At 39.6% G+C, this 21,839-nt stretch carries 18 protein-coding genes; 9 read left to right on the top strand and 9 right to left on the bottom strand.

Features of this window, described 5'->3' with window-relative positions; genetic code table 11:
• Positions 1 to 12 precede the first annotated feature (12 nt).
• Positions 13 to 1,089, bottom strand: a complete 1,077-nt coding sequence (locus tag IFO69_RS16435) for a mannose-1-phosphate guanylyltransferase (protein ID WP_192011213.1) — start codon at positions 1,087 to 1,089, stop codon at positions 13 to 15.
• A gap of 8 nt (positions 1,090 to 1,097) precedes the next feature.
• Complete coding sequence (locus IFO69_RS16430; protein WP_192011212.1) at positions 1,098 to 2,066, bottom strand: KpsF/GutQ family sugar-phosphate isomerase; 969 nt, start codon at positions 2,064 to 2,066, stop codon at positions 1,098 to 1,100.
• Between the two features lie 100 nt (positions 2,067 to 2,166).
• On the opposite strand from IFO69_RS16430, the gene recQ reads away from it, so the two are divergent.
• Genes recQ through IFO69_RS16410 form a run of 4 tightly spaced genes read left to right on the top strand, consistent with a single transcriptional unit; the run spans position 2,167 to position 7,626 of the window.
• Positions 2,167 to 4,344: a DNA helicase RecQ gene (gene recQ, locus IFO69_RS16425; RefSeq protein ID WP_192011211.1), complete on the top strand. Its 2,178-nt coding sequence runs from the start codon at positions 2,167 to 2,169 to the stop codon at positions 4,342 to 4,344.
• A 17-nt stretch (positions 4,345 to 4,361) separates the two neighbouring features.
• Positions 4,362 to 5,654, top strand: coding sequence for a phosphoribosylamine--glycine ligase (purD, locus tag IFO69_RS16420; protein ID WP_192011210.1), 1,293 nt, complete (start codon positions 4,362 to 4,364; stop codon positions 5,652 to 5,654).
• Positions 5,655 to 5,711: 57 nt separating this feature from the next.
• On the top strand, positions 5,712 to 7,157 hold the full coding sequence (gene ricT / locus IFO69_RS16415) for a PSP1 domain-containing protein (RefSeq protein WP_192011209.1): 1,446 nt from the start codon (positions 5,712 to 5,714) through the stop codon (positions 7,155 to 7,157).
• 7 nt (positions 7,158 to 7,164) lie between these two features.
• Positions 7,165 to 7,626, top strand: coding sequence for a gliding motility lipoprotein GldH (locus tag IFO69_RS16410; RefSeq protein ID WP_225444174.1), 462 nt, complete (start codon positions 7,165 to 7,167; stop codon positions 7,624 to 7,626).
• Positions 7,627 to 7,632: 6 nt separating this feature from the next.
• On the opposite strand, the gene IFO69_RS16405 is transcribed toward IFO69_RS16410, so the two are convergent.
• Positions 7,633 to 11,613, bottom strand: a complete 3,981-nt coding sequence (locus IFO69_RS16405; RefSeq protein ID WP_192011207.1) for an AAA domain-containing protein — start codon at positions 11,611 to 11,613, stop codon at positions 7,633 to 7,635.
• Positions 11,614 to 11,619: 6 nt separating this feature from the next.
• Complete coding sequence (locus IFO69_RS16400; RefSeq protein WP_192011206.1) at positions 11,620 to 12,432, bottom strand: SDR family oxidoreductase; 813 nt, start codon at positions 12,430 to 12,432, stop codon at positions 11,620 to 11,622.
• Between the two features lie 195 nt (positions 12,433 to 12,627).
• Between IFO69_RS16400 and rlmD the strand changes: the two genes are divergently transcribed.
• Both rlmD and IFO69_RS16390 read left to right on the top strand, forming a co-directional pair.
• Positions 12,628 to 14,034, top strand: coding sequence for a 23S rRNA (uracil(1939)-C(5))-methyltransferase RlmD (rlmD, locus tag IFO69_RS16395; protein WP_192011205.1), 1,407 nt, complete (start codon positions 12,628 to 12,630; stop codon positions 14,032 to 14,034).
• A gap of 2 nt (positions 14,035 to 14,036) precedes the next feature.
• Positions 14,037 to 14,411, top strand: a complete 375-nt coding sequence (locus tag IFO69_RS16390) for a hypothetical protein (protein WP_192011204.1) — start codon at positions 14,037 to 14,039, stop codon at positions 14,409 to 14,411.
• Positions 14,412 to 14,466: 55 nt separating this feature from the next.
• Here IFO69_RS16390 and IFO69_RS16385 read toward each other — a convergent pair whose 3' ends face one another.
• The 5 genes from IFO69_RS16385 to rsmA form a co-directional block, all read right to left on the bottom strand.
• Complete coding sequence (locus tag IFO69_RS16385; RefSeq protein ID WP_192011203.1) at positions 14,467 to 14,865, bottom strand: HIT family protein; 399 nt, start codon at positions 14,863 to 14,865, stop codon at positions 14,467 to 14,469.
• 49 nt (positions 14,866 to 14,914) lie between these two features.
• Positions 14,915 to 15,388 carry a transcription elongation factor GreA gene (greA, locus tag IFO69_RS16380; RefSeq protein ID WP_192011202.1) on the bottom strand — a complete coding sequence of 158 codons (474 nt, stop codon included), beginning with the start codon at positions 15,386 to 15,388 and terminating at the stop codon, positions 14,915 to 14,917.
• A 153-nt stretch (positions 15,389 to 15,541) separates the two neighbouring features.
• Positions 15,542 to 16,477 carry a 2-hydroxyacid dehydrogenase gene (locus IFO69_RS16375; protein WP_192011201.1) on the bottom strand — a complete coding sequence of 312 codons (936 nt, stop codon included), beginning with the start codon at positions 16,475 to 16,477 and terminating at the stop codon, positions 15,542 to 15,544.
• 48 nt (positions 16,478 to 16,525) lie between these two features.
• Positions 16,526 to 17,893 (bottom strand): magnesium transporter, encoded by a 1,368-nt coding sequence (gene mgtE, locus IFO69_RS16370; RefSeq protein ID WP_192011200.1) that lies wholly within the window; start codon positions 17,891 to 17,893, stop codon positions 16,526 to 16,528.
• The gene (gene rsmA, locus IFO69_RS16365) at positions 17,881 to 18,663 is read right to left on the bottom strand and encodes a 16S rRNA (adenine(1518)-N(6)/adenine(1519)-N(6))-dimethyltransferase RsmA (RefSeq protein WP_192011199.1); all 783 of its coding nucleotides are present in this window, start codon (positions 18,661 to 18,663) and stop codon (positions 17,881 to 17,883) included. The genes mgtE and rsmA overlap by 13 nt, the downstream gene beginning before the upstream one ends.
• 54 nt (positions 18,664 to 18,717) lie before the next feature.
• On the opposite strand from rsmA, the gene IFO69_RS16360 reads away from it, so the two are divergent.
• From IFO69_RS16360 to IFO69_RS16350, 3 genes are all read left to right on the top strand, one after another.
• Positions 18,718 to 20,154 (top strand): leucyl aminopeptidase family protein, encoded by a 1,437-nt coding sequence (locus IFO69_RS16360; protein ID WP_192011198.1) that lies wholly within the window; start codon positions 18,718 to 18,720, stop codon positions 20,152 to 20,154.
• A 6-nt stretch (positions 20,155 to 20,160) separates the two neighbouring features.
• Positions 20,161 to 21,183 carry a 4-hydroxythreonine-4-phosphate dehydrogenase PdxA gene (gene pdxA / locus IFO69_RS16355; protein ID WP_192011197.1) on the top strand — a complete coding sequence of 341 codons (1,023 nt, stop codon included), beginning with the start codon at positions 20,161 to 20,163 and terminating at the stop codon, positions 21,181 to 21,183.
• Between the two features lie 74 nt (positions 21,184 to 21,257).
• On the top strand, positions 21,258 to 21,830 hold the full coding sequence (locus IFO69_RS16350) for a YceD family protein (RefSeq protein ID WP_192011196.1): 573 nt from the start codon (positions 21,258 to 21,260) through the stop codon (positions 21,828 to 21,830).
• Positions 21,831 to 21,839: the final 9 nt, after the last annotated feature.

Below are 21,839 nucleotides of genomic sequence, written 5' to 3'. Positions count from 1 at the left end.
GGAAAGGTCTTTCTAAATATAATCTTCACCTTTGTTCTTTGCATCTGCAACAAACTCCTTGAACTTATTTTCAGCATCAAGCTTACAGATCAAGATCACATTCTCAGATTCATTGATCAAATAATTATCCAAACCATGGACAACCACAAGCTTTTGAGGGGACACTTTGATATAGCTGTTTGTGGTGTCATACAACACCGCATTGGCATCAACAACATTATTATTCTTATCTCTTTCCTTGAGCTGGTGAATACTCAACCAAGAGCCCAGGTCTGACCAACCAAAATCACCGAGCAACAAATAAACTTCATCCGACTTTTCCATAATGCCCAAATCAATGGAGACATTCTTCACAAGAGAATAAGCGCGCTTAATAAATCCGGCTTCATCTGGAGAATCATAAAATTCCATTCCCTCTTCAAACACTTCAGCCATCTCAGGCAAATACTTTTCAAAAGCCCTAATAATCGATTCATTTTTCCAAATGAACATCCCACTGTTCCAAACAAAATCACCACTCTCCAAAAAAGTTTTGGCCAGCTTTTTCGTAGGCTTTTCTGTAAAAGTCTTTACCTTTTTGACCAAACCTAACTTAGGCTTCTCGATGTATTGGATATAACCATAACCGGTCTCTGGTCTATTGGGTTTGATGCCAATGGTAATTAAATGATGGGCTTTTTCAGCCTCCTTAAGTCCTTGCTTGATCTTTTGCTGAAATGGCAATTCATTAATTACCAAATGATCGGAAGGGGTTACAATTACCCTAGCATTAGGGTCTTTTTTCTTTATTTTATAGCTGGCATAGGCAATACAGTTGGCCGTATTTCTTCTTAAAGGTTCTCCCAAAATTTGCTCATCAGAAATTTCCGGCAACTGTTCCTTTACGATATCTACATACATTTTATTGGTAACCACCAAAAAAAGTTTAGGATCCGAAAACTTCACAAAACGGTCAAAAGTCATTTGTAGCAAAGTCCTGCCTGTGCCTAAAATATCCAAAAATTGTTTGGGGTAATTGTTTCTACTATATGGCCAAAATTTAGAACCAATTCCTCCGGCAAGTACTACAATATATGGTTTATTTTGCATAATTATTTTTAAACAATCCCCTCCTTCATTAAATCATGAATATGAATAAAGCCTAAAAGGCTTTCCTTTTTCATGACAACAAGCTGAGTAATATTATGCTCCTTCATCTTGTTCAAAGCCCTGATGGCATATTCTTTATGTTCAATGGTTTTTGGATTTTTCGTCATAATATCTTTTGCTTTCACTTGGCCAAGATCCCCCCCTTTTTCCAGCATTCTCCTCAAATCCCCATCAGTAACAATCCCAACCAAGTTTTGTGCTTCATTTAAAACTGCCGTAGCCCCAAGTCTTTTACCACTAATTTCTAAAATAACTTCCTTTAAATCTGCCGTTTCTTTCACCATCGGTACAGATTCTTTTACCACCAAATCGTCTACAGTAAGATACAATTGCTTGCCCAGCGATCCTCCAGGATGGTACTTGGCAAAATCATCACTACTAAATCCTCTAGCTTCCAGAAGACAAACAGCCAATGCGTCACCCATGGCCATATGGGCCGTGGTACTGGTTGTGGGGGCTAAATTTAACGGACAAGCTTCAGCTTTAATCGTTGCATTCAAAACAAAATCAGCATGGTCAGCAAGATAACTATCCGTATTGCTCACCAATGCCACAAGTTTGGACCCCATCCTTTTCAGCATGGGTACTAAAACTTTTATTTCTGGCGTATTACCACTCTTCGAAATACAAATTACAAAATCTTCTTTTTGAATCATACCCAAATCTCCATGAATAGCATCCGCTGCGTGCATAAATAATGCTGGCGTACCAGTAGAGTTTAGGGTGGCTACAATTTTTGTGGCAACGATGGCACTTTTCCCTACCCCGGTAATCACCACACGTCCGTTTGAATTCAGGATTCCAGTTACACAAGACTCAAAATCTCCATCAATATTATTGGCTAAATTCTGTACCGCTTCTGCTTCTGTCTGAAGAACTTTTATGGCGCTGTTTTTAATATTTTTTATTATATTCAATTTTACCGAGGGTTATTATTAAATTTGTACAAAGGTAAAATTATTTACTTTAATTATTTAATGAAAAGCATTCGGCACATCATTAAAAAGACAGAATGGAGTGGATATAAAAGTTAAAGAAAACCTCAAGAAGATTTTTGGCTTCAATCAATTCAGAGGTAACCAGGAAGCTATAGTTGATAATATTCTGCATGGCAATAACACCTTTGTCATCATGCCCACCGGCGCAGGAAAATCACTATGTTATCAACTCCCGGCCGTCACCAGTGAAGGGACAGCTATTGTTATTTCTCCGTTGATCGCCTTGATGAAAAACCAGGTAGATCAGTTAAACGCATTCGGCATCAATGCCCACTTCCTAAACTCTACTTTGAGCAAGTCAGAGTCAAACAGGGTAAAAAAAGAAGTCCTTTCCGGAGCCACCCAGTTACTGTATGTAGCTCCTGAATCCCTCACTAAAGAAGAAAACATTGAATTTCTAAAATCAGCCAAGCTCTGCTTTGTAGCTATAGATGAGGCCCACTGTATTTCAGAATGGGGCCATGATTTCAGACCAGAATATAGAAAGATCAAGTCCATCATTGGTCAGATAGGAGATAATCTTCCAATCATTGCGCTTACCGCTACCGCCACGCCAAAGGTCCAACAAGACATTCAGCGTAACCTGAACATGGAAGAGGCGGATTTGTTTAAATCTTCCTTTAACCGGACCAACCTATATTATGAGGTTCGGCCAAAAGTAAAAAATGACACCAAAAAGCAACTGATCAAGTATGTAAAGTCCCATAAGGGGAAATCCGGAATCATCTATTGTTTGAGCCGTAAAAAAGTGGAAGAAATAGCTGAACTGCTTAAGGTAAACGGGATCAATGCAGCGCCTTACCATGCAGGACTTGAATCAGCAACAAGAATCAAAAACCAAGACGACTTCTTGAATGAAGAAGTGGATGTAGTTGTGGCTACGATTGCGTTTGGAATGGGCATAGACAAGCCCGACGTTCGCTATGTCATTCACTATGACGTCCCTAAATCACTGGAAGGATATTACCAAGAAACTGGAAGAGCAGGAAGGGATGGATTGGAAGGACATTGCTTGATGTTCTACAAGTATGATGACATCATCAAGCTTGAAAAGTTTAATAAGGACAAGCCTGTCAACGAAAGGGAAAATGCCAAAGTCCTTTTACAGGAAATGGCAGCCTATGCAGAAAGTTCAGTATGTAGAAGAAGGGTCTTGCTCCACTATTTTGGAGAAAGTCTCAATGAAGACTGTGGTTTCTGTGACAATTGTAAAAAGAAAAAAGAGTCCTTTGACGGACAAAAAGATATTCAAATAGCCATAGAGGCTGTAAAAGAGACCAATCAAAGATTCAGTCTCGAACATGTTGTCAATGTCATCCGTGGTGAGCAAAACGAATACATGGAAAGCTACAATCACGACAGCCTCAAAGTTTTTGGTGAAGGCCAAGACTTTGATGAAAGGCATTGGAAATCTGTCATCAGGCAAGCCATGATTCTTGGCTTTCTGGAGAAAGACATCGAAAACTACGGTGTCATCAAGCTCTCTCCCCTCAGTGAGGAGTTTTTGAATTCTCCTCATGAAGTTATGCTAAGCAAAGATCATGATTTTGAAGAGATGATCGAAAACGATGAAGCCGAAGAAATCAGCAATTCCAACAAAGCTTATGATGAAAAGCTTTTTGAACTGCTCAAAACAGAAAGAAAAAAAGTAGCTAAATCCAAAGGACTACCTCCTTATGTGATCTTCCAAGACCCTTCTTTGGAAGAAATGGCGACTGTATACCCTACCACAAAGGAAGAACTTGCCCAAATTAATGGGGTTGGTATGGGAAAAGTCGCTAAATTTGGAGCTCCGTTTCTGAAACTAATAGAGAGTTACGTTGAGGAAAACGACATTATTACTGCTTCGGATGTTGTGGTTAAAACAGCAGGCACTCGCTCCAAAGTTAAAATCTCCATCATCCAACAAGTGGACAGGAAAGTCGATTTAGACGAAATCGCCTCCAACCTGAACATTAGCATGACGGAGCTGCTTCAAGAAATAGAGCAAATCATCTATAGTGGGACCAAATTGAACATCAATTACTATATCCAAAATATCATGGATGAGGACAGGGAAGACACCCTTCACGACTATTTCATGTCAGCTGAGACAGACAACATCAGAGAGGCACTAAGCGAACTTGAAGATGAAGATTTTGGTGAAGAAGAAATCCGAGTCTACAGGATCAAGTTCATTTCAGACCATGCCAATTAAAAATTAGATTTAAATTCATGAATATATTATTATTAGGTAGTGGAGGTAGAGAGCATGCCTTTGCTTATAAAATTGCCAATAGCCCAAAATGCAATCAACTTTTCGTAGCCCCTGGCAATGCTGGCACAGCATCAATAGCTACGAATGTATCCCTTGGAATTACAGATTTCCCAGCACTTAAATCCTTTGTGCTAGACAATGCTATCGACATGGTTGTGGTAGGCCCTGAAGAACCTTTAGTCAAAGGTGTAGCAGACTATTTTGCAGACCAGGAAGAAACCAAAAACCTACCAGTAGTAGGACCAAAGCAACTAGGCGCTACTTTGGAAGGGAGTAAGGATTTTTCCAAACAATTCATGCAGCGTAACAATGTTCCTACCGCCGCTTCAGAAACCTTCACTAAAGAATCCATCGAAGAAGGTCTCCAGTTTATCAAATCCCAGAAATTACCGATCGTTTTAAAAGCGGATGGGCTTGCGGCTGGAAAGGGCGTTTTGATCTGTGAGAGTTTAGAGGATGCTGAAAACTCTTTCAAAGAAATGTTGCTAGAAAGCAAGTTTGGAGCTGCTTCGGATAAGGTAGTCATTGAAGAGTTCCTTACTGGAATTGAACTATCTGTGTTTGTAGCAACCGATGGGAAAAGCTATAAAATCCTTCCAGAAGCTAAAGATTACAAGCGTATTGGAGAAAAGGACACCGGATTAAATACGGGAGGCATGGGAGCTGTAAGCCCTGTCCCTTTTGCAGACGCATCTTTTATGCAAAAGGTAGAAGAAAAAGTCGTGAAACCGACCATTGAAGGACTTGAAAAGGAAAAGATTGATTACAAGGGCTTTATCTTCATAGGACTAATGAACACCAATGGGGAGCCTTATGTAATCGAGTACAATGTCCGTATGGGTGACCCTGAGACCCAGGCTGTACTCCCACGAATCAAGAGTGATTTTGTGGACCTTCTTTATGCTATCGGCTCTGGTAAACTTGCCGATTATTCCCTTGAACTAGAAACATTCACCGCCACTACTGTAGTAATGGTAGCTGGAGGTTACCCCGGTGCTTATCCAAAAGGCGATGTGATCAGTGGCCTGGGAGATTCCAATGGCAGCAGCATCACCTTCCATGCTGGCACCACTCAAAACGAACAAGGTAAAGTAGTAACCAATGGAGGAAGGGTCCTAGGAGTGACCGGTAAAGGAGGAAGTGTTGAAGAAGCGTTATCAAACGCGTATACCAGAGTAAATGAAATTACCTGGAAAGATGTCTATTACCGAAAAGATATCGGGCAAGACATCCTAAATTATGGTAAATGATACCATAATTTATTCACGAGGAATCCCCTGTGGATTCCCTAAATAATAGATAGAGTTATGGCAGGATGTAGTAGCTGCTCGACCACTTCAGGAAGTGGAGGGTGTCAAAACAATGGCACTTGTGGTACGAGCGATTGTAATAAAATGAATTCCTTTGACTGGCTGTCCCATATGGGCATTCCGTCAGTGGACACCTTTGATATAGTAGAGGTAAAGTTTAAAGGAGGCAGAAAGGATTACTTCCGAAATGTAAATCACCTAAAACTGACCACCGGTGACCCTGTGGTCGTAGACGTCCCAAATGGCCACCATATCGGATATGTTTCCTTACAAGGTGAATTGGTGAGGCTGCAAATGCAGAAAAGGAAAATCAAGAATGATGACAATATCCTTAAGATTTACAGACTTGCCAATCAGAAAGACTTAGAAAAATGGGAAGAATCCAAAAATCGTGAAATCCCAACTTTATACAGGACCAAGCAGATTATTGATGAAGTGAAATTGGAGATGAAGTTGTCTGATGTCGAATACCAGGCAGATAGTTCCAAAGCCACTTTTTACTATTCAGCAGATGATCGTGTGGATTTCAGGGAACTGATCAAAATTCTTGCCTCAGAGTTTAAAATCCGTGTGGAGATGAGACAAATCAGTCTTCGCCAGGAAGCAGGAAGACTGGGAGGTATTGGTGTATGCGGGCGCGAGCTTTGTTGCTCCACTTGGATTCATGACTTCAAAAGTGTCAGCACATCAGCGGCAAGATATCAGAATTTATCTCTAAACCCCACCAAGCTTTCAGGCCAATGTGGAAGGTTAAAATGCTGCCTTAACTATGAATTGGACACTTACATGTCTGCTTTGGAGGATATCCCAAACATAGAAAAACCATTGCTGACTGAAGCAGGGCAGGCAAAACTCCAGAAAACCGATATTTTCAGAAAGTTGATGTGGTTCAGCTACAACAATGAAAATAATTGGTATTCGATAGATTGTGATAGGGTCAAAGAAATCATTGAAATGAACGAAGAGGGCAAAAAGCCTTTTAGTTTGGAGTTAAATGACATGATGGATGTTGAGGATGACAAAAACAAATCCAATATGGATTTGGAGATGCTCGACAAAAAATTCCAGAGCAAAAACAAAAAACGGAAAAAACGGAAGCCTAAAGCCAAAGCTCCTAATCAATCTGCTGGCCAGCAACAACAGCCAAAGGCTAATCAACCAAACGCTCCACAAGAAAACCAAGGTGAGCGCCAAGGTAACACGCCTTCTAGGTCTAAGAATCAAAGGAGAAAGCCCTCAAACAGAAAACGAGGTGAAGGAAGCCCTAAACCGGCCAATGCTTCTCCTCAAAACAAACCTGCTAGAGAACCCAAAAGTACTCCTAGCAAAGAGCCAAATACTCCTCAAGCATCCAATCAACGACCTAAGAGTAACAAAAGAAGAAATAATAATCCAAGAAGGAAAAACAACCGCGGAAATCAAGGCAACAACAACAATGATTAGTCAACCGATGTTAAGTCGATTAGTAACTTTAGCATTAATTCTTACATCATTTTCCGCTTGTAACAATTCTCGGGTTTACGAGGAGTATCAAGGAATGCAGAAAATGTCATGGGCAGTAACTGACACGGTTACCTTTGAAGTAGATAGTCATAAAGAACGAAAAGTACTATCAACCTTCAGGGTAAAATACAATGACAGTTATGATTATCAAAACCTTTATGTGAGGTACATTTTAAAAGATAGCCTTAACAACACCTTGGACAATGAGCTTTTAAATTTAAATCTCTTTGATCCAAAGACAGGAAAACCACTTGGTGAGGGGTTTGGTAATGCATTCACCCAAATAGACACTCTTCCCCTTAAAAACCTAAGTACCAATAGCAAAATCAAGGTTCAGCTCATCCAATATATGAGAAGCAATGAGCTAAAGGGAATTGAATCTGTAGGAATCAAATTAGAGAAGGAGTGATGATCATCACTCCTTCTCTTTTTCCAGTTTTATCTTGGTTTGCAGTAAATCTTCTCTATCCATCCAATGTTGTCGGCTGAAAACAAAGCTGACATTCCAGCCTTTTTCTTTCAATAGCTGGGGATGATAAACAAACGCCTCCTTGGCAGTCTTGGCTGCAAAAAGTCGATTATCGTCTGTCAATATCGCTCCAATGTATTGATCTCCTTCCAGTAATTCTAAGTCCATCATTCTTGAAACCGAACTATCTTTCACCTTATGGTTACCATAAGTACCTATTAATTTATCCTTAAGATACCAAGATGCCTCAAAGCCACCCGCTGTCTTTTCCTCAATGCTTATCGATTCTCCTTTAGATACTTTTTCTGCATACTCCAAGTAATCCCTTAGCACTTTTACTCCGGGGTTGATCAAATGGCTGTTTTTAAAATCCGAATGGTCAATACTGGATACTACAATAACCTTTCTTCTGGCCCTTGTAACTGCTACATTAAGTCGGTTAGCTCCGCCCTCTTTTGAAAGCAGCCCAAAATTCGCACTAAATTTACCCGCTTTGTTCTTGGCATAACCAATGGAAAATATAATGATGTCAAATTCATCTCCCTGAACATTTTCAATATTTTTGATCTTTATCTTTAAATTTTTCAGTGCCTTATTTTCCACGACCTTATCATTGATCAGCTCCATCTGAAAATAGTTAAAGGTAATGACTCCAACCGAGAGTGGCTTTTCCTGATCCTTCAAAAAGTTTAAAATCTCTAACACTTTTTCTGCCTCCACTTGGTTGGTTTGCTTATCCCAAACCCCATCCACTTTGATCCATTGATAAGCTTGTTGTTCCTGATTCATGGATGTCATTTCAGGAAGCATGGTCAATTGCCCCTCATAAAAGTGTTTGTTTGAAAACTCAATCAAGGACAAATGCCTACTTCTGTAATGCCCCTCTAAACTGTATTTTTTGAAATAATTGGAAGCCAAATCAAGTAAAGATGTTGATTCCAACTCTATCCCCTCTTCCTCAGTTTCCAACCTCACCTTATAAAGATCAAATGGTTGCAACTGCTGACTATCTCCTGCAATTACTACTTGCCTGCCCCTGAGCATTGCTGGCAGGCCTCTTTCAGCAAAACATTGGGAAGACTCATCAAAAACCACTAAGTCAAACCTACTATTCATGGGAAATAAAGCAGATACAGTTTCTGGTGATGCTAACCAACATGGCACCAATTTGAACACTTCTTCCTCAAACTTCTCTACCAATTTTTTCACACTCCATATTCGCTTCTTCTTATTTACCTGATGGGACAAATCCCTATAGGTAACTAGGTTGTTGAGGCGGTTATAAGTCAGTTTTTTAAAGGTGTTTTCCCGTAATCTTAGTTCTGTAATGAAACGACTCAATTTTAACTTTTCCTCTACCGCCAAAGAAAACCCTTCCAAAATATCCTTGACCTTATGCAAGCTCATTTGCTGCAGTACAGGATATTTTTTTTCAATATGTTCAATCCAGCCAAACCTCAATCCAGCCAAAAAAATTTGTCTTAAGCCTTCAAAATCCCTACCGGGATATTCATCAATCAGTTTATTGATCACCTCTTTGTCAATAGCTCTTAATTTTCTTTTTAGCCTGTCCAAAGCTACCATTTCAGTAAAATCCTGAGTAATGGTCTCTTGGACTTTGACTAACTTTTCATCATCAGAAGCGGTTAGCAGGTGCTTTATCTGAATATCACTGAAATAATTCCTCCAAACCTGAGATTTGAACTCTATCAATCCATTGATTCCAATAAACTCATGCAAAATCCTTCTAAACTGTTCATGATCTACCTTTTCAAATATTAGATAAGGAGTCAGCACTCCTAAATCCTCCAAAATAAACCTAGCCTTCATGGCTTCTGTTAAGATGTGTAACTCATGGTTGAAAACAGTAAAATCAAAAGGCTTTTGAGGCAAGCTAACCCACTCCTTTCTCTCCAAAAGCGTATATTGGTGATTGATATTCAGCCTATTCTCCAACATCTTCACCAATACCATTAAGCCTTCTTTATCGTCTTCTAGCCCATTGGTTTTCAGGAGACTCCACACTTCTTTGAATTCCTTTTTATAAAACTTCAAAGACAAAGACTTCCACCAGGAATCTTTTATTTGAAGGAAATGAAGCACTTTTTGATACATATGCTCCACCTCAACATCTAAAACTGACCATTCTACTCCTTCCTCAGAAAGCAACTTCTTCACAATATCCACTTTGTTTTCTAGCCATAACAAATCCAAATCTCCCTTGGGGTATTTCATCAGCCTCTTTAAGACCAAATAAATATCCTCATTGGAGATCACACCTCGCAACTCCTCCAGTCGCTTATTTTGCTCATAAGACTGGTACATCAAAGGAAAATCAAATGGTTGGTACAACAGGTCAGAAAGGATATTTTCCGCTGTAGATTTCAAATCTTTGATTTCATCCAAATTCTCATTGAACCGATGAATGGCATTGGCTGTAAACTCTGCAAAATCTACCCGGTGAAGCCAGAATGAATCGGCGCTTTCATACTTTGGATAGTAATATACATACTCTTTGAAATCCATTAAAAATTCATCCAAATCTCCCCAGTGATAGTACTTATAATACTGTGTAAGGTTCAAATGTTCATCATCAAAAGAAGAACTGATATAAAGTTCCTTGATAGGCGCTCCGCACTCTTCGGTATTGAAAAGGGCATGCCGGTAATCTTCCAGAAACTCTGAATGGTTTTCTATTGCCCGTACTGTCTGGCTGAAACTTCTTTCAAGCTGGATGGCATCTAGACTCCTATTCAGTTCTTGATAGTTTTCCAAAGAGCTTATCTGGCTAGAAAGCTTCTTAAAAAGGTCATTTCTATCAGCACGAAAATCATGCACTAAAGCCAAAAAAGCCCCAAAACCTTGTTCTCTTAGGCGTTGATTTACTACATCCAGGGCAGCACGCTTTTGTGACACTACCAAGACTTTTTTCCCTCTGGAAACAAAGTCAGTAACCAAATTGCAAATCAATTGGGACTTTCCTGTTCCTGGGGGGCCTTCTACAACACAAGAACCTCCTTCTCGAACAAAATTTAAAACCTCTTCTTGACTTGCATCCAACGGAAAGGTATTAAACAAATTGCCTTCGACATAAGTAGATCTATCTTCCTTATCCTGTGTAAACCAATCCGTGAAAAGCTCTTCCAAATCTTTGGCGGAATATTGGGACTTAAGCTCTTCATAATCTCTCACCAAAAAAGAACTTTTCTGAGAAAACTGTCCAAGAATCGCATAAGGCTTTAGTTCCAGTATGCCTGTTTTCCAATTCTCTTCTGATGTTGACCGATTGGTATCTTTAAACTCCTCTAGTTTATTTTCAAAAAGCTCCTGTGTAAAATTAAGAGACAGCTCTTTTTTGAGATATTGATACAGCTCGGTCCTAAAGGGTGTCGGTTCTTTACTGAAATTCTCCAAGGCATTTTCCCACCATTCTTTTTTAAATACCTGCTGGTTAGCCTGGGCATAAGCCAACAGAAAGGCTTTATTAATAAAAGGCTGGTCACCGGACTTTTTCTTGATTTGCCACTCCCGACCTTCCAATGCCAATTTCACCGGAAAAAACAGCAATGGGCATCTGATCAATTGGTCATTGGCCAACTTCCCCTCCACAAATGGCCAAGCTACATAAAGGTTCTTTTCTCCACTTTCCTCCTCTGCCAACTTTACTTGCAACTGAAGTCTTTTTAGTCTATTGGATATTTTATTTATAGATGAATCACGGGCATCTTCAGAAGAAATAAGTGGAATTGTTTTCTTCCTACCCAAAAGTTCTTCAACATAATCAAAGGGATTATCCGTTTTTAAAAACTGGAGTTCTTTCAGGTCTATCATTTGAGAGGTAATCAGCTTAGGAAGGTAGATGGATCTGTTTCTAGCTGACAAATCCATCAGCCTATTCATATAAACCTGAAAGATATCCTGTATCATAAGCAATTATTTAAATGGAGAATCCTTTTCTTTAGCCATGTGATTATAAACGATTCCATCCATTATTCCTGGTATCCATTTATTCAAAAACACAGCCAGTTTTCCTTCTCTGGTCAAAACCAAGTCCCTCCGTCTCTTTACAGTTGCTTTTAGGATATGTTGAGCCACTTCTTCAGCCGACATCATGTCATTCTCATTCCTTGGAGACTCTCCTTGTGAGCTGCCATCAGCTGTCAAAGCATTATTTCTGATATTGGATGCTGTAAATCCTGGGCAAGCCACCAGTACATGCACGTCCCTTTTCATGACTTCTGTTCTGAGTGATTCCAAGAAGCCATTCATGGCATATTTACTGGCGGTATAGGCAGTTCTTGCAGGTGTTCCTCGATACCCGTTTATAGAGGAAACTCCAATGATTGAACCCTTGTTTTTTATTATTTGTGGCAAGCAATATTTGGTAGCATATACCGTCCCCCAAAAATTGGTATCCATCACTTTATGAAATATTTCTGTATCCAGTTCCTCAAACAAGGCCCTCATGGATATGCCAGCATTATTGACCAAGATATCTATCTTTCCAAAATGTGTTTGCACTTTTTCAGCCATCATGCGATTGTCATCTTCAGAACCCGCATCTGCCAAAATCCCCAAGCATTCTACCCCTTCTCGTTGTAATGTCACCAAGCTATTATCAAGCTTTACTTGATTTCGTCCAGTTATGGCTACTTTAGCCCCTTCTTTCCCAAAAATCATTGCACACGCCTCTCCAATTCCAGAGGTCGCCCCTGTCACGATAACTACCTTGTCTTTAAACTTCATTGTTCATTAAAACTTTAAGCCTAAAGATAATCAATTCACAATATTTGGCAGGATTCGAAAAAAGAATATTGTTCGAAAGATCTATTTTACATTTCCCCTCCTATTGAAGAACATTATTCAAAAACCCATCAGAGTTCCTTTGACACTTGCCGTAGCCTTGTGGCTTTTCAAAGATTATGATTAATTTTGCAGCCTATGTCGAGAAAGATGAAAAATAAGGTTCTAGAAAACCTTACGATAGAGCGGATAGCTTCTGAGGGCAAAAGTATAGCCCATTATGAAGGCAAAGTAGTATTTGTGCAGCAAGTTGCGCCAGGAGATGTGGTGGACGTCCGCATCACCAAAGGGAAAAGCAGCTTTATGGAGGGTGAAGCGATTAAAATCCACAAATATTCGAATGACCGTGTGGAGCCTTTCTGTTCTCATTTTGGCGTCTGCGGTGGATGCAAGTGGCAACACATCAACTATGACCTACAGCTTACCTATAAGCGCCAACAGGTCTTGGACCAGTTTCAGAGAATTGCCAAAGTGCCCATTCCAGAGGTCAAGCCTATCATTGGCTCTGCCAAAACCCAGTATTACAGAAACAAATTGGATTTCACCTTCTCCAATAACCGTTGGTTGACCCGAGAAGAAATCAATTCCGGAAAAGAGTTTGAGCGAAATGCTCTTGGCTTTCATATTCCTAAGCGGTTTGATAAAATCGTAGATATAGAACATTGTTACCTGCAAGGGGACATTTCCAATGATGTCAGAAATGAACTGAGGGACTTCGCCTTAAAAAACAATATCAGCTTCTTTGATATGATCAAGCAAGAAGGTGTCTTAAGGAACTTGATCATTCGCACCACTTCAACAGGAGAGACCATGGTGATTGTTCAGTTCGGAGAAGATGCATCAGAGGAAATTCAAAAAGTAATGGAATTCTTGGCAGATAGATTCCCAAATATCACTTCTCTGCTTTATATCATCAATCTCAAAAAGAATGAAACGTTTCATGACCAGGAAATTCATATTTTCAGAGGTCGGGATTATATCATAGAGCAAATGGAAGGCCTCGAATTTAGAATTGGCCCTAAATCTTTCTACCAGACCAACTCTGAACAAGCTTACGAGCTGTATAAAGTCACCCGGGAGTTTGCCGGATTGCAAGGTAATGAGGTAGTGTATGACCTCTACACCGGAACAGGAACCATCGCCAACTTCGTGGCCAAAAAAGCCAAACAAGTCATTGGAATTGAATATGTGGAAGCTGCTATAGAGGACGCAAAACTAAATGCCAAAGTTAACGGACTGGAAAACACCCTGTTTTACGCAGGGGATATGAAAGACATGCTTACAGATGAGTTCATTAGTGAACACGCTGCCCCTGATGTCATCATAACTGATCCTCCTAGAGCTGGAATGCATGAAGACGTGGTTAAGATGCTTCTCAAATTAGAAGCTCCTAAAATAGTTTATGTTAGTTGCAATCCAGCCACTCAAGCCAGAGATGTAGCACTTTTGGGAGAGAAATACCAAGTGGATATTGTTCAACCAGTAGATATGTTCCCACAGACTTACCATGTAGAGAATGTAGTATTACTGACTTTAAAAAAATAAAGATGAGAGACGATAATGATCCAGAATTGAACGGCAAATACTTGGGTACAATCACCAAGGATTTTGTAAAAGTAGCCGATACGTTAAAGGAAGCATCTTACCAAGTAAGGTCTAGGAAATTTTCTAAGCACCCAATCTTTCCAGTTTGCAAAACAGAACAGCCAATAGGTCAATTATTGATCGGTAACAAAGAAGTAAAAGTGGATTGGAATTATTACATCACTTACCTAGATGAATTCATCCAGAGGAAATTGGTGGATGAAAAATCAATAGAGGATTTTAAAAAGGCTTATAAGGATCCTGATGAGTTCTGCTGTTTATTTGTAGTAGATGAAGAATTCACCAATTTTGTATATATCCCCTATCCAAATGATTAAAATTAAAAAGGCCCTGCATGTACTACAGGGCCTTTTTAATGAAATTAATTTTCTATTAGAGTTCTACAACCCCTTTGATTTTTTTAGCAATCTCCGCCATTTCTTCATTTTCCAATTTAAGCTTTGGACGAGTGAAATTGATATCGTCCATGGTATTCAAGGGTACCAAGTGAACATGAACATGAGGGACTTCCAAGCCAATTACTGCTACTCCCACCCTTGTACACTTTATGGTTTTGTCAATGGCCTTTGCTACTTTTTTAGCAAAAATATTTAAGCCTGAAAGGACATCATCTTCCAAATCGAAAATATAATCTACCTCTTGCTTGGGAACAACCAATACGTGTCCTTTTACTAGGGGCATAATATCTAGAAAAGCGATGTAATGATCATCCTCAGCCACTATGTGGCCAGGAATTTCTCTATTGATGATTTTTGTGAATATACTTGCCATGGGATAAAAATAAAAAATCCCGAATGGATTACCATCGGGATTAAGCTATTTAGTAATTAATCTCTAATACTTCAAATTCCACTACTCCAGCCGGGGCATTAATCTGGGCTATCTCTCCCACTTTTTTACCTAAAAGGCCTTTACCAAATGGAGAAGCCAATGAAATTTTATTGGATTTCAAATCTGCCTCCTCCTCGGAAACAAGGGTATAAGCTACTGTCATGCCATTTTTGACATTTTTGATTTTAACAGTACTAAGAATGCCCACTTTTGACATATCCATTTTGGAATTATCAAGCACTCTGGCATTTCCCACAACCTCTTCCAGCTTAGATATTTTAAGTTCAAGCAATCCTTGAGCATCTTTGGCTGCATCATATTCAGCATTCTCACTCAAATCTCCTTTGTCCCTTGCTTCTGCGATTTGCTTCGCAATATCATGTCTTCCTTTAGTCTTCAATTCTTGAAGCTCATCCTTTAGCTTCTTAAGACCCTCTTCAGTGTAATATTGTACTTTTCCCATAGTCAATTTAATTTACAAAGCTTGAAAAATAAAAGAACGGCCTCATTGCTGAAGACCGTTACCTATTCTTGCTTTTATTTGTGTCTTAGGCAAATATAAACATTAGTAAACGATAATACAATTTTAAGGTTTAGATTTGTAAACGCCCTAATATCATTTAAGGGGGAATTTTCCCTTGATTTTAGCCACCAAAACCTGATTGATTTTTTCATAGGATTGAAATGTCCAACCAGCAATATGAGGAGAGAACATGACATTATCTCGCTGCACTAATCTGTCGAAAGACATTTTTTGTGCACTGCTTAAAGTGTGTAGCTTTTCATTTTCCAGTACATCCAGCAGTGCCCCTTTCAAAACTCCATCTGACAAGGTTTCATTAAGTGTATCTAAGCTAATAACTTCGCCTCTGGCAGTATTGATCAGATAAAAAGGCTTCTTAAACCCTCTCAACACTTTCGTGGTAAAGAAGTTTCTGGTTTCATCAGTTAGCGGAACATGAATACTCAAAATATCTGCTTGCTCTTGAATAGTTTCAAAACTAGCTTCATTTGCATTTTCATCCCCGTAGCCTTCTCGGTATTTATCATAAGCAAGTACCTTTACACCAAAGCCCTTCAACCGCCTGGCAAAAGCTTGGCCCATATTACCATACCCAAAAACCCCAACAGTTTTACCTTGAAGCTCTTCTCCTCTATTTCCTTCCCTATCCCAAATCCCCTTTCTTACTTCACTATCTGACTTATGAAGGTTATTAAAAAGTGACAGCAACATGGCCACTGCATGTTCCCCAACGGCATCCCTATTCCCCTCAGGAGCATGGAAAAGTTCAATATTATTTTCAGCTATATAGTCTAAATCAATCTTATCCAACCCTGCTCCGGCCCGGGCAATAAACCTAAGCTTATTTGCTTCTTTTAACAAAGGCTCATCCATAGGAGTTTTGGAGCGAATGATCAACCCTTCATATTCACCGACAACTTCCAATATTTCCTTTCTGTTGATTTCAGGACGGTAATTAACTTCAAACCCAGCTTCCATTAAAAGAGGTGTAATGCTAGGATGCATTTCATCTATGATTAAAATTTTCATTGGTTCAAATTTTCAAAAACTAATTTAGTGGTTATTATATGATTTGTTTTATAGTTTCAGGAGCATCATTGCTACCAGGAAATAAACCGCCAAGCCCAAAAGGTCGTTGGCCGTGGTAATGAACGGACCTGAGGCCATGGCTGGATTGATTCCAAATTTGTCCAAAACAATAGGGGTCACTGTACCCATAAAGGATGCGAGCAAAACCACACTAAACAACGCCAATCCCACCACAATACCAAATTCCACTTTATTTCCATATACAAACACCACTGTTCCAAAAACGAGTAAAGCCAAAACGATTCCATTTAAAACCGCTACCAAAAGAACCTTTGCGAAACGTTTTCCTATACTTTCTGCAAAGACGGATTTTGCTGCCAATGACTGAACCACTAAGGAAGATGACTGAATGCCTACATTCCCTCCTGTCGCGGTGATCAAGGGTATAAATGAAGCCAACTCAACATATTGCCTCAAACCTTCATCAAAAATCCCAATAATACGGGCTCCCATCAAGCCTCCAAAAATACCGATCATAAGCCAAGGTAATCTTGCCTTGGAAAGTCTAAAGACGGAATCAGATTCTTCTACATCATCTGAAATACCCGTCATGGCCTGCATATCTTCTTCTGCTTGGTCGCGAATTACGTCCAATACGTCATCGACCGTTATCCTTCCCACCAGTTTATTCTTTGCATTAACTACCGGCAAAGCTTCCAAATCATATTTACGCATGATTTCTGCTATCTCTTCCTCGTCCATATATGTCGGTACGGAAATCAAATCCTCTTCGTATATGTCCTTTATTTTTGTGTCGGAGGAAGACAAGATGATCTTTTTCAAAGCCACTCTGCCTATCAAACTCTCTTTGTTATCCACCACATAAATAGAATAGATTTTCTCTACATTTTCAGCTTGGCGTCGGATTTCATCTATGGTTTGTACGACTGTCCAATTGAGGTTAGCTTTGATAAATTCCTTAGCCATCAAGGCACCTGCGCTACCTTCCTCATAACGCAGCAGCTCAAGAATATGTCCTGATTTTTCTTTCTCCTGAAGGAAACTGATGACCTCTTCCCTATCTTTCACCACCAACTGATGAAGGATATCCACAGCATCATCGGACTCCATTCGGTCAAGCAATGAGGCTAGTTCTGGAGAATCCATTTCCTGCACTATCTTGAACTGAGGTTCTTCATCAAGCTCAATCAATATATCAGCCGCAAATTCCTTGTCCAACACCCTTAGCACAAAAAGGGCATCCTCCATGTCTAACTCATCAAGCAATGAAGCTACGTCAGCTTCATTGGCCCCATCCATAGTATCGCGGATAAAAGCTATATCTTCTGCTTCAACACTCTCCTTTAAGGACTCGAGGTATTCTTTGGAGAGTTCAAATTCTCTTATTTTTTCCAAGATGCTTGCAGTTTATTGGTTAGTGAAATAAACTCTTGTACACTTAGTTGCTCGGCACGTTTATCTAAAATTGGATCTTCTCGCATTTCCTCTGACAATCCCATGGACTTTAAGGCATTTCTCAAAGTCTTCCTTCTTGTACTAAAGCCTTGTTTTACCACACGAAAAAATAGTTTTTCATCACAAGGCAGGATTTCCACCTCATTTCTTTTCAACCTGATCACCCCGCTATCTACTTTGGGCGGCGGGTCAAAGACATCAGGCGGAACAGTGAATAAATATTCTATATCATAAAACGCCTGTAAAAGCACACTTAAAATCCCATATTCTTTGTTGCCATGTGGCGAAGCGATTCTTTTCGCTACTTCTTTTTGAAGCATGCACACCACTTCTACCACTTTATTCCTTTCACTCAACACTTTAAAGAAAATCTGGGAAGAAATATTATAGGGAAAATTACCGGCAATGATGTACTCTCCATCAATAACCTTTCCAAAATCATGTGCCAAAAAATCAGCTTCTATGATCTTATCTCCCAGCTGAGAGTACTTTTTATTCAAATAGGCAACAGACTCTTTATCAATATCTACCAAATACAGATCCCAGTTTTCTTGTAAGAGAAAATCTGTCAAAACACCCATACCTGGGCCAATTTCCAACACCTTCTTCACCCCCCGATGTCCAGACACCGCCTTGGCTATATTTTCTGCTATGCCCAAGTCCGTCAGGAAATGCTGGCCTAAATGCTTTTTTGCTCTGACTTTCTCCATCTTTAGTTCTCTGATAAAATTATAGTAAATTGCCAACCAAAATTAAGACAATATATGCTAACCGCCATAAGATTACTAGACTCTCCAGCAAATCTTCTCAATGAAACAGGAGTAGTTTTTGTATCAAAGGAAGATGATATCAAAAACATTCCGATAGAAGATTCCAAGTCAGCCTATATTCTGGATCAACTTTATAAGAAGAACAAAATGTCCTTTAGTTGGTCTGACGAGAACACAAACTTGACCTTTCTCAAAAGTAAAGACCACGATGAGAATGCCTATAAACTGGACTTGGCCAGAAAAGCAGGGGCTACTTCTTGGAAGTCATTAAAAGAAGCTGAACAACCTAAAGTTTTTTACTACGGAAAATCAGAAAAGCTTTTCCTAGCCTTTTTGGAAGGTGTTTTATTAGCCTCGTATAAATTCACAAAATACAAAAGTAACCCGAAAAGCTCCCCCAAGACTATTGAGGTAGTTTGTGACATCATTGAGGAAGGCAACATTGACGAACTCTTGACTGTCACCAAGGCAACTTATGAGGCGAGAAACTTGGTCAATGAGCCTGTTATTCATCTAAATGCTGTCCAACTTGGACTTGAAATCGAACGACTTGGAAAAGCTTATGGGTTCGAAACAGAAATTTTTGATGAGAGCAAAATTGCTTCTTTGAAAATGGAAGGACTATTGGCGGTAAACGCAGGAAGTGAATTGCCTCCAACATTCTCGATCCTACATTATAAGCCCAAAACCGGAAAGAAATTCAAAAAGCCAGTTATTTTGATAGGCAAAGGAGTAGTTTATGATACGGGTGGACTGAGCCTTAAGCCAACCACCAATTCGATGGACTTTATGAAAGCTGACATGGCAGGCGCTGCGGCCGTAATCGGTGCCATTTGTGCAGTTTCCAAACTTGGACTTCCACTTGAGGTAATTGGCCTGATCCCTGCCACAGATAATAGGCCTGGATATAATGCCGTCACTCCCGGAGATATTATTACCTTTGCCAATGGTAAAAGTGTAGAAATCCTAAATACAGATGCAGAAGGCAGGTTGATTTTAGCGGATGCCCTTATTTATGCTAAAAAGTACGACCCAAAATTGGTGATTGACTTGGCTACCCTGACAGGGTCTGCAGCTGCAGCATTGGGAAAGGAAGCTGCTGTCATGATGGGAAAAGCATATGATGAAGAAAAAAGTTTCTTAAAAATAGCTGGACAAGAAGTTTTCGAAAGACTGGTTGAATTCCCGCTTTGGGATGAATATGGAGAAGGGCTAAAGTCCTCTATTGCCGACATCAATAATTTGGGAGGCCCATCCGCTGGCGCCATTACTGCAGGAAAATTTTTGGAGCATTTTATAGACTATAACTGGATCCATATCGATATTGCAGGCCCTTCTTTCATCAAGTCCGGGGAAGACTATAAACCTGCTGGGGGAACTGGATATGGGGTAAGGCTCATCACTCAGTTTTTGAAAAATATTTCTAATTGATCACTCATGAATCATAAAAAAAATAAACCCGTATTAGGTATTACCATTGGGGATATCAATGGAATAAGTGCAGAAGTCACCATGAAAGCCCTCATGGATAACCGGATCCTAAAACAAATCACTCCGGTCATCTATGCACATGGCAAGGCCATGACTTTCTATAGAAAGCACCTTAAGCTGGAAGAGTTCAATTTCATGCAAATAAGAAGCATTGAAGAAATCCATCACAAAAAAATCAATGTGATCAATGTAGTGGAAGAATGTCCAGAAGTAATGCCAGGAGTGGAAACATTGGAGTCAGGAAAGATGGCTTTGGCATCCCTTGACCATGCCATCAAAGACTTGAAAGATGAAAAAATCGATGCTTTGGTCACTGCTCCTCTGAATAAAAACAACATCAATTCAGCAGAATTGAAATTTGTAGGCCACACAGAATACCTTACTGAAGCATTTAACTGCAATGACAGCATGATGTTTATGGTAGCTGAAGACATGAGAATTGGGCTCGTATGTGGACATGTACCTTTAAGTGAAGTCGTTGCTAATGTTACAGGTAAACGCATTAAGCAAAAACTGAAAATCATGTTGAAATCGCTCAAAGAAGATTTTGGTATAGAAAAACCAAGAATAGCGGTTTTGGGTTTAAATCCACACGCAGGCGAAGATGGGTTATTAGGAAAAGAAGAAGAGGAAATCATCAAACCAGCCATACGTGAATTTAAAGACCAAGGTCACTTGATCTTTGGCCCATATGCTTCAGACGGTTTCTTTGGCATGATGCACCAAAAGAAATTTGACGGAATATTGGCCATGTACCATGACCAGGGGCTAATCCCATTCAAGACTTTGGCTTTTGAATCAGGTGTTAATTTCACTGCTGGACTGCCCATAACAAGAACTTCTCCTGATCACGGAACAGCCTATAACATAGCTGGAAAGAACATTGCCGACGAAGGTTCTATGCGCTCAGCCATATTTACAGCATACGATATCATCTCCCAAAAGGCTGACTGGGAAGAAGATGATTAAAATAAATTAGTGGTATATTTTATATTTATAAAATAGTTCACTAAATTTGCGGTCTTAATTTAGCAGGAGGAATAGTGAAATTCTGGAGAGCTTACGATATTGACATCATCAAACTTAACGAAGGAAAGCATGAGTTTTCTTTTAAAGTAGGCGATGAATTCTTTGATCATTTCAAAGACAATGATATAGTAGAAAAGGGAGATTTAAAGGTCACTGTGCTTCTAAAAAAAGAAGCCAATCTCCTAGAGGCAATTTATAAAATAGATGGTTCTGTAGAATTGACCTGTGACAGAAGTCTGGAAAAATTCGATCAGCCTCTTCATTCGGAAGAAAAGATCATCTATAAATACGGCCCGGAAGAACAGGAAATCAATGAAGAAATCTTCATGATTACCCGTGACACACCGAGCATCAATATTGCCCAGTTGATATATGAATTTGTAATTCTTGCCTTACCAGCAAAGAAAATTCACCCTGATTACAAAGAGGATGAGGATGAGGAAGATTTGGACAGTACAGGCGAGTTTGTATATTGGTCGGACGAACTATCTGAGGAAGACCCCGAAGAGGGTGACACCGAAGATAGCAAAGAAGACCAAATAGATCCCAGATGGGAAGCTTTAAAAAATATTAAGAAAAAAGATTAATCTAAAAAT

The sequence above is a fragment of the Echinicola arenosa genome (assembly GCF_014841125.1).
In the GTDB taxonomy this organism is placed as follows: Bacteria; Bacteroidota; Bacteroidia; order Cytophagales; family Cyclobacteriaceae; genus Echinicola; species Echinicola arenosa.
This window is presented reverse-complemented; position numbering and strand designations above follow the sequence as displayed.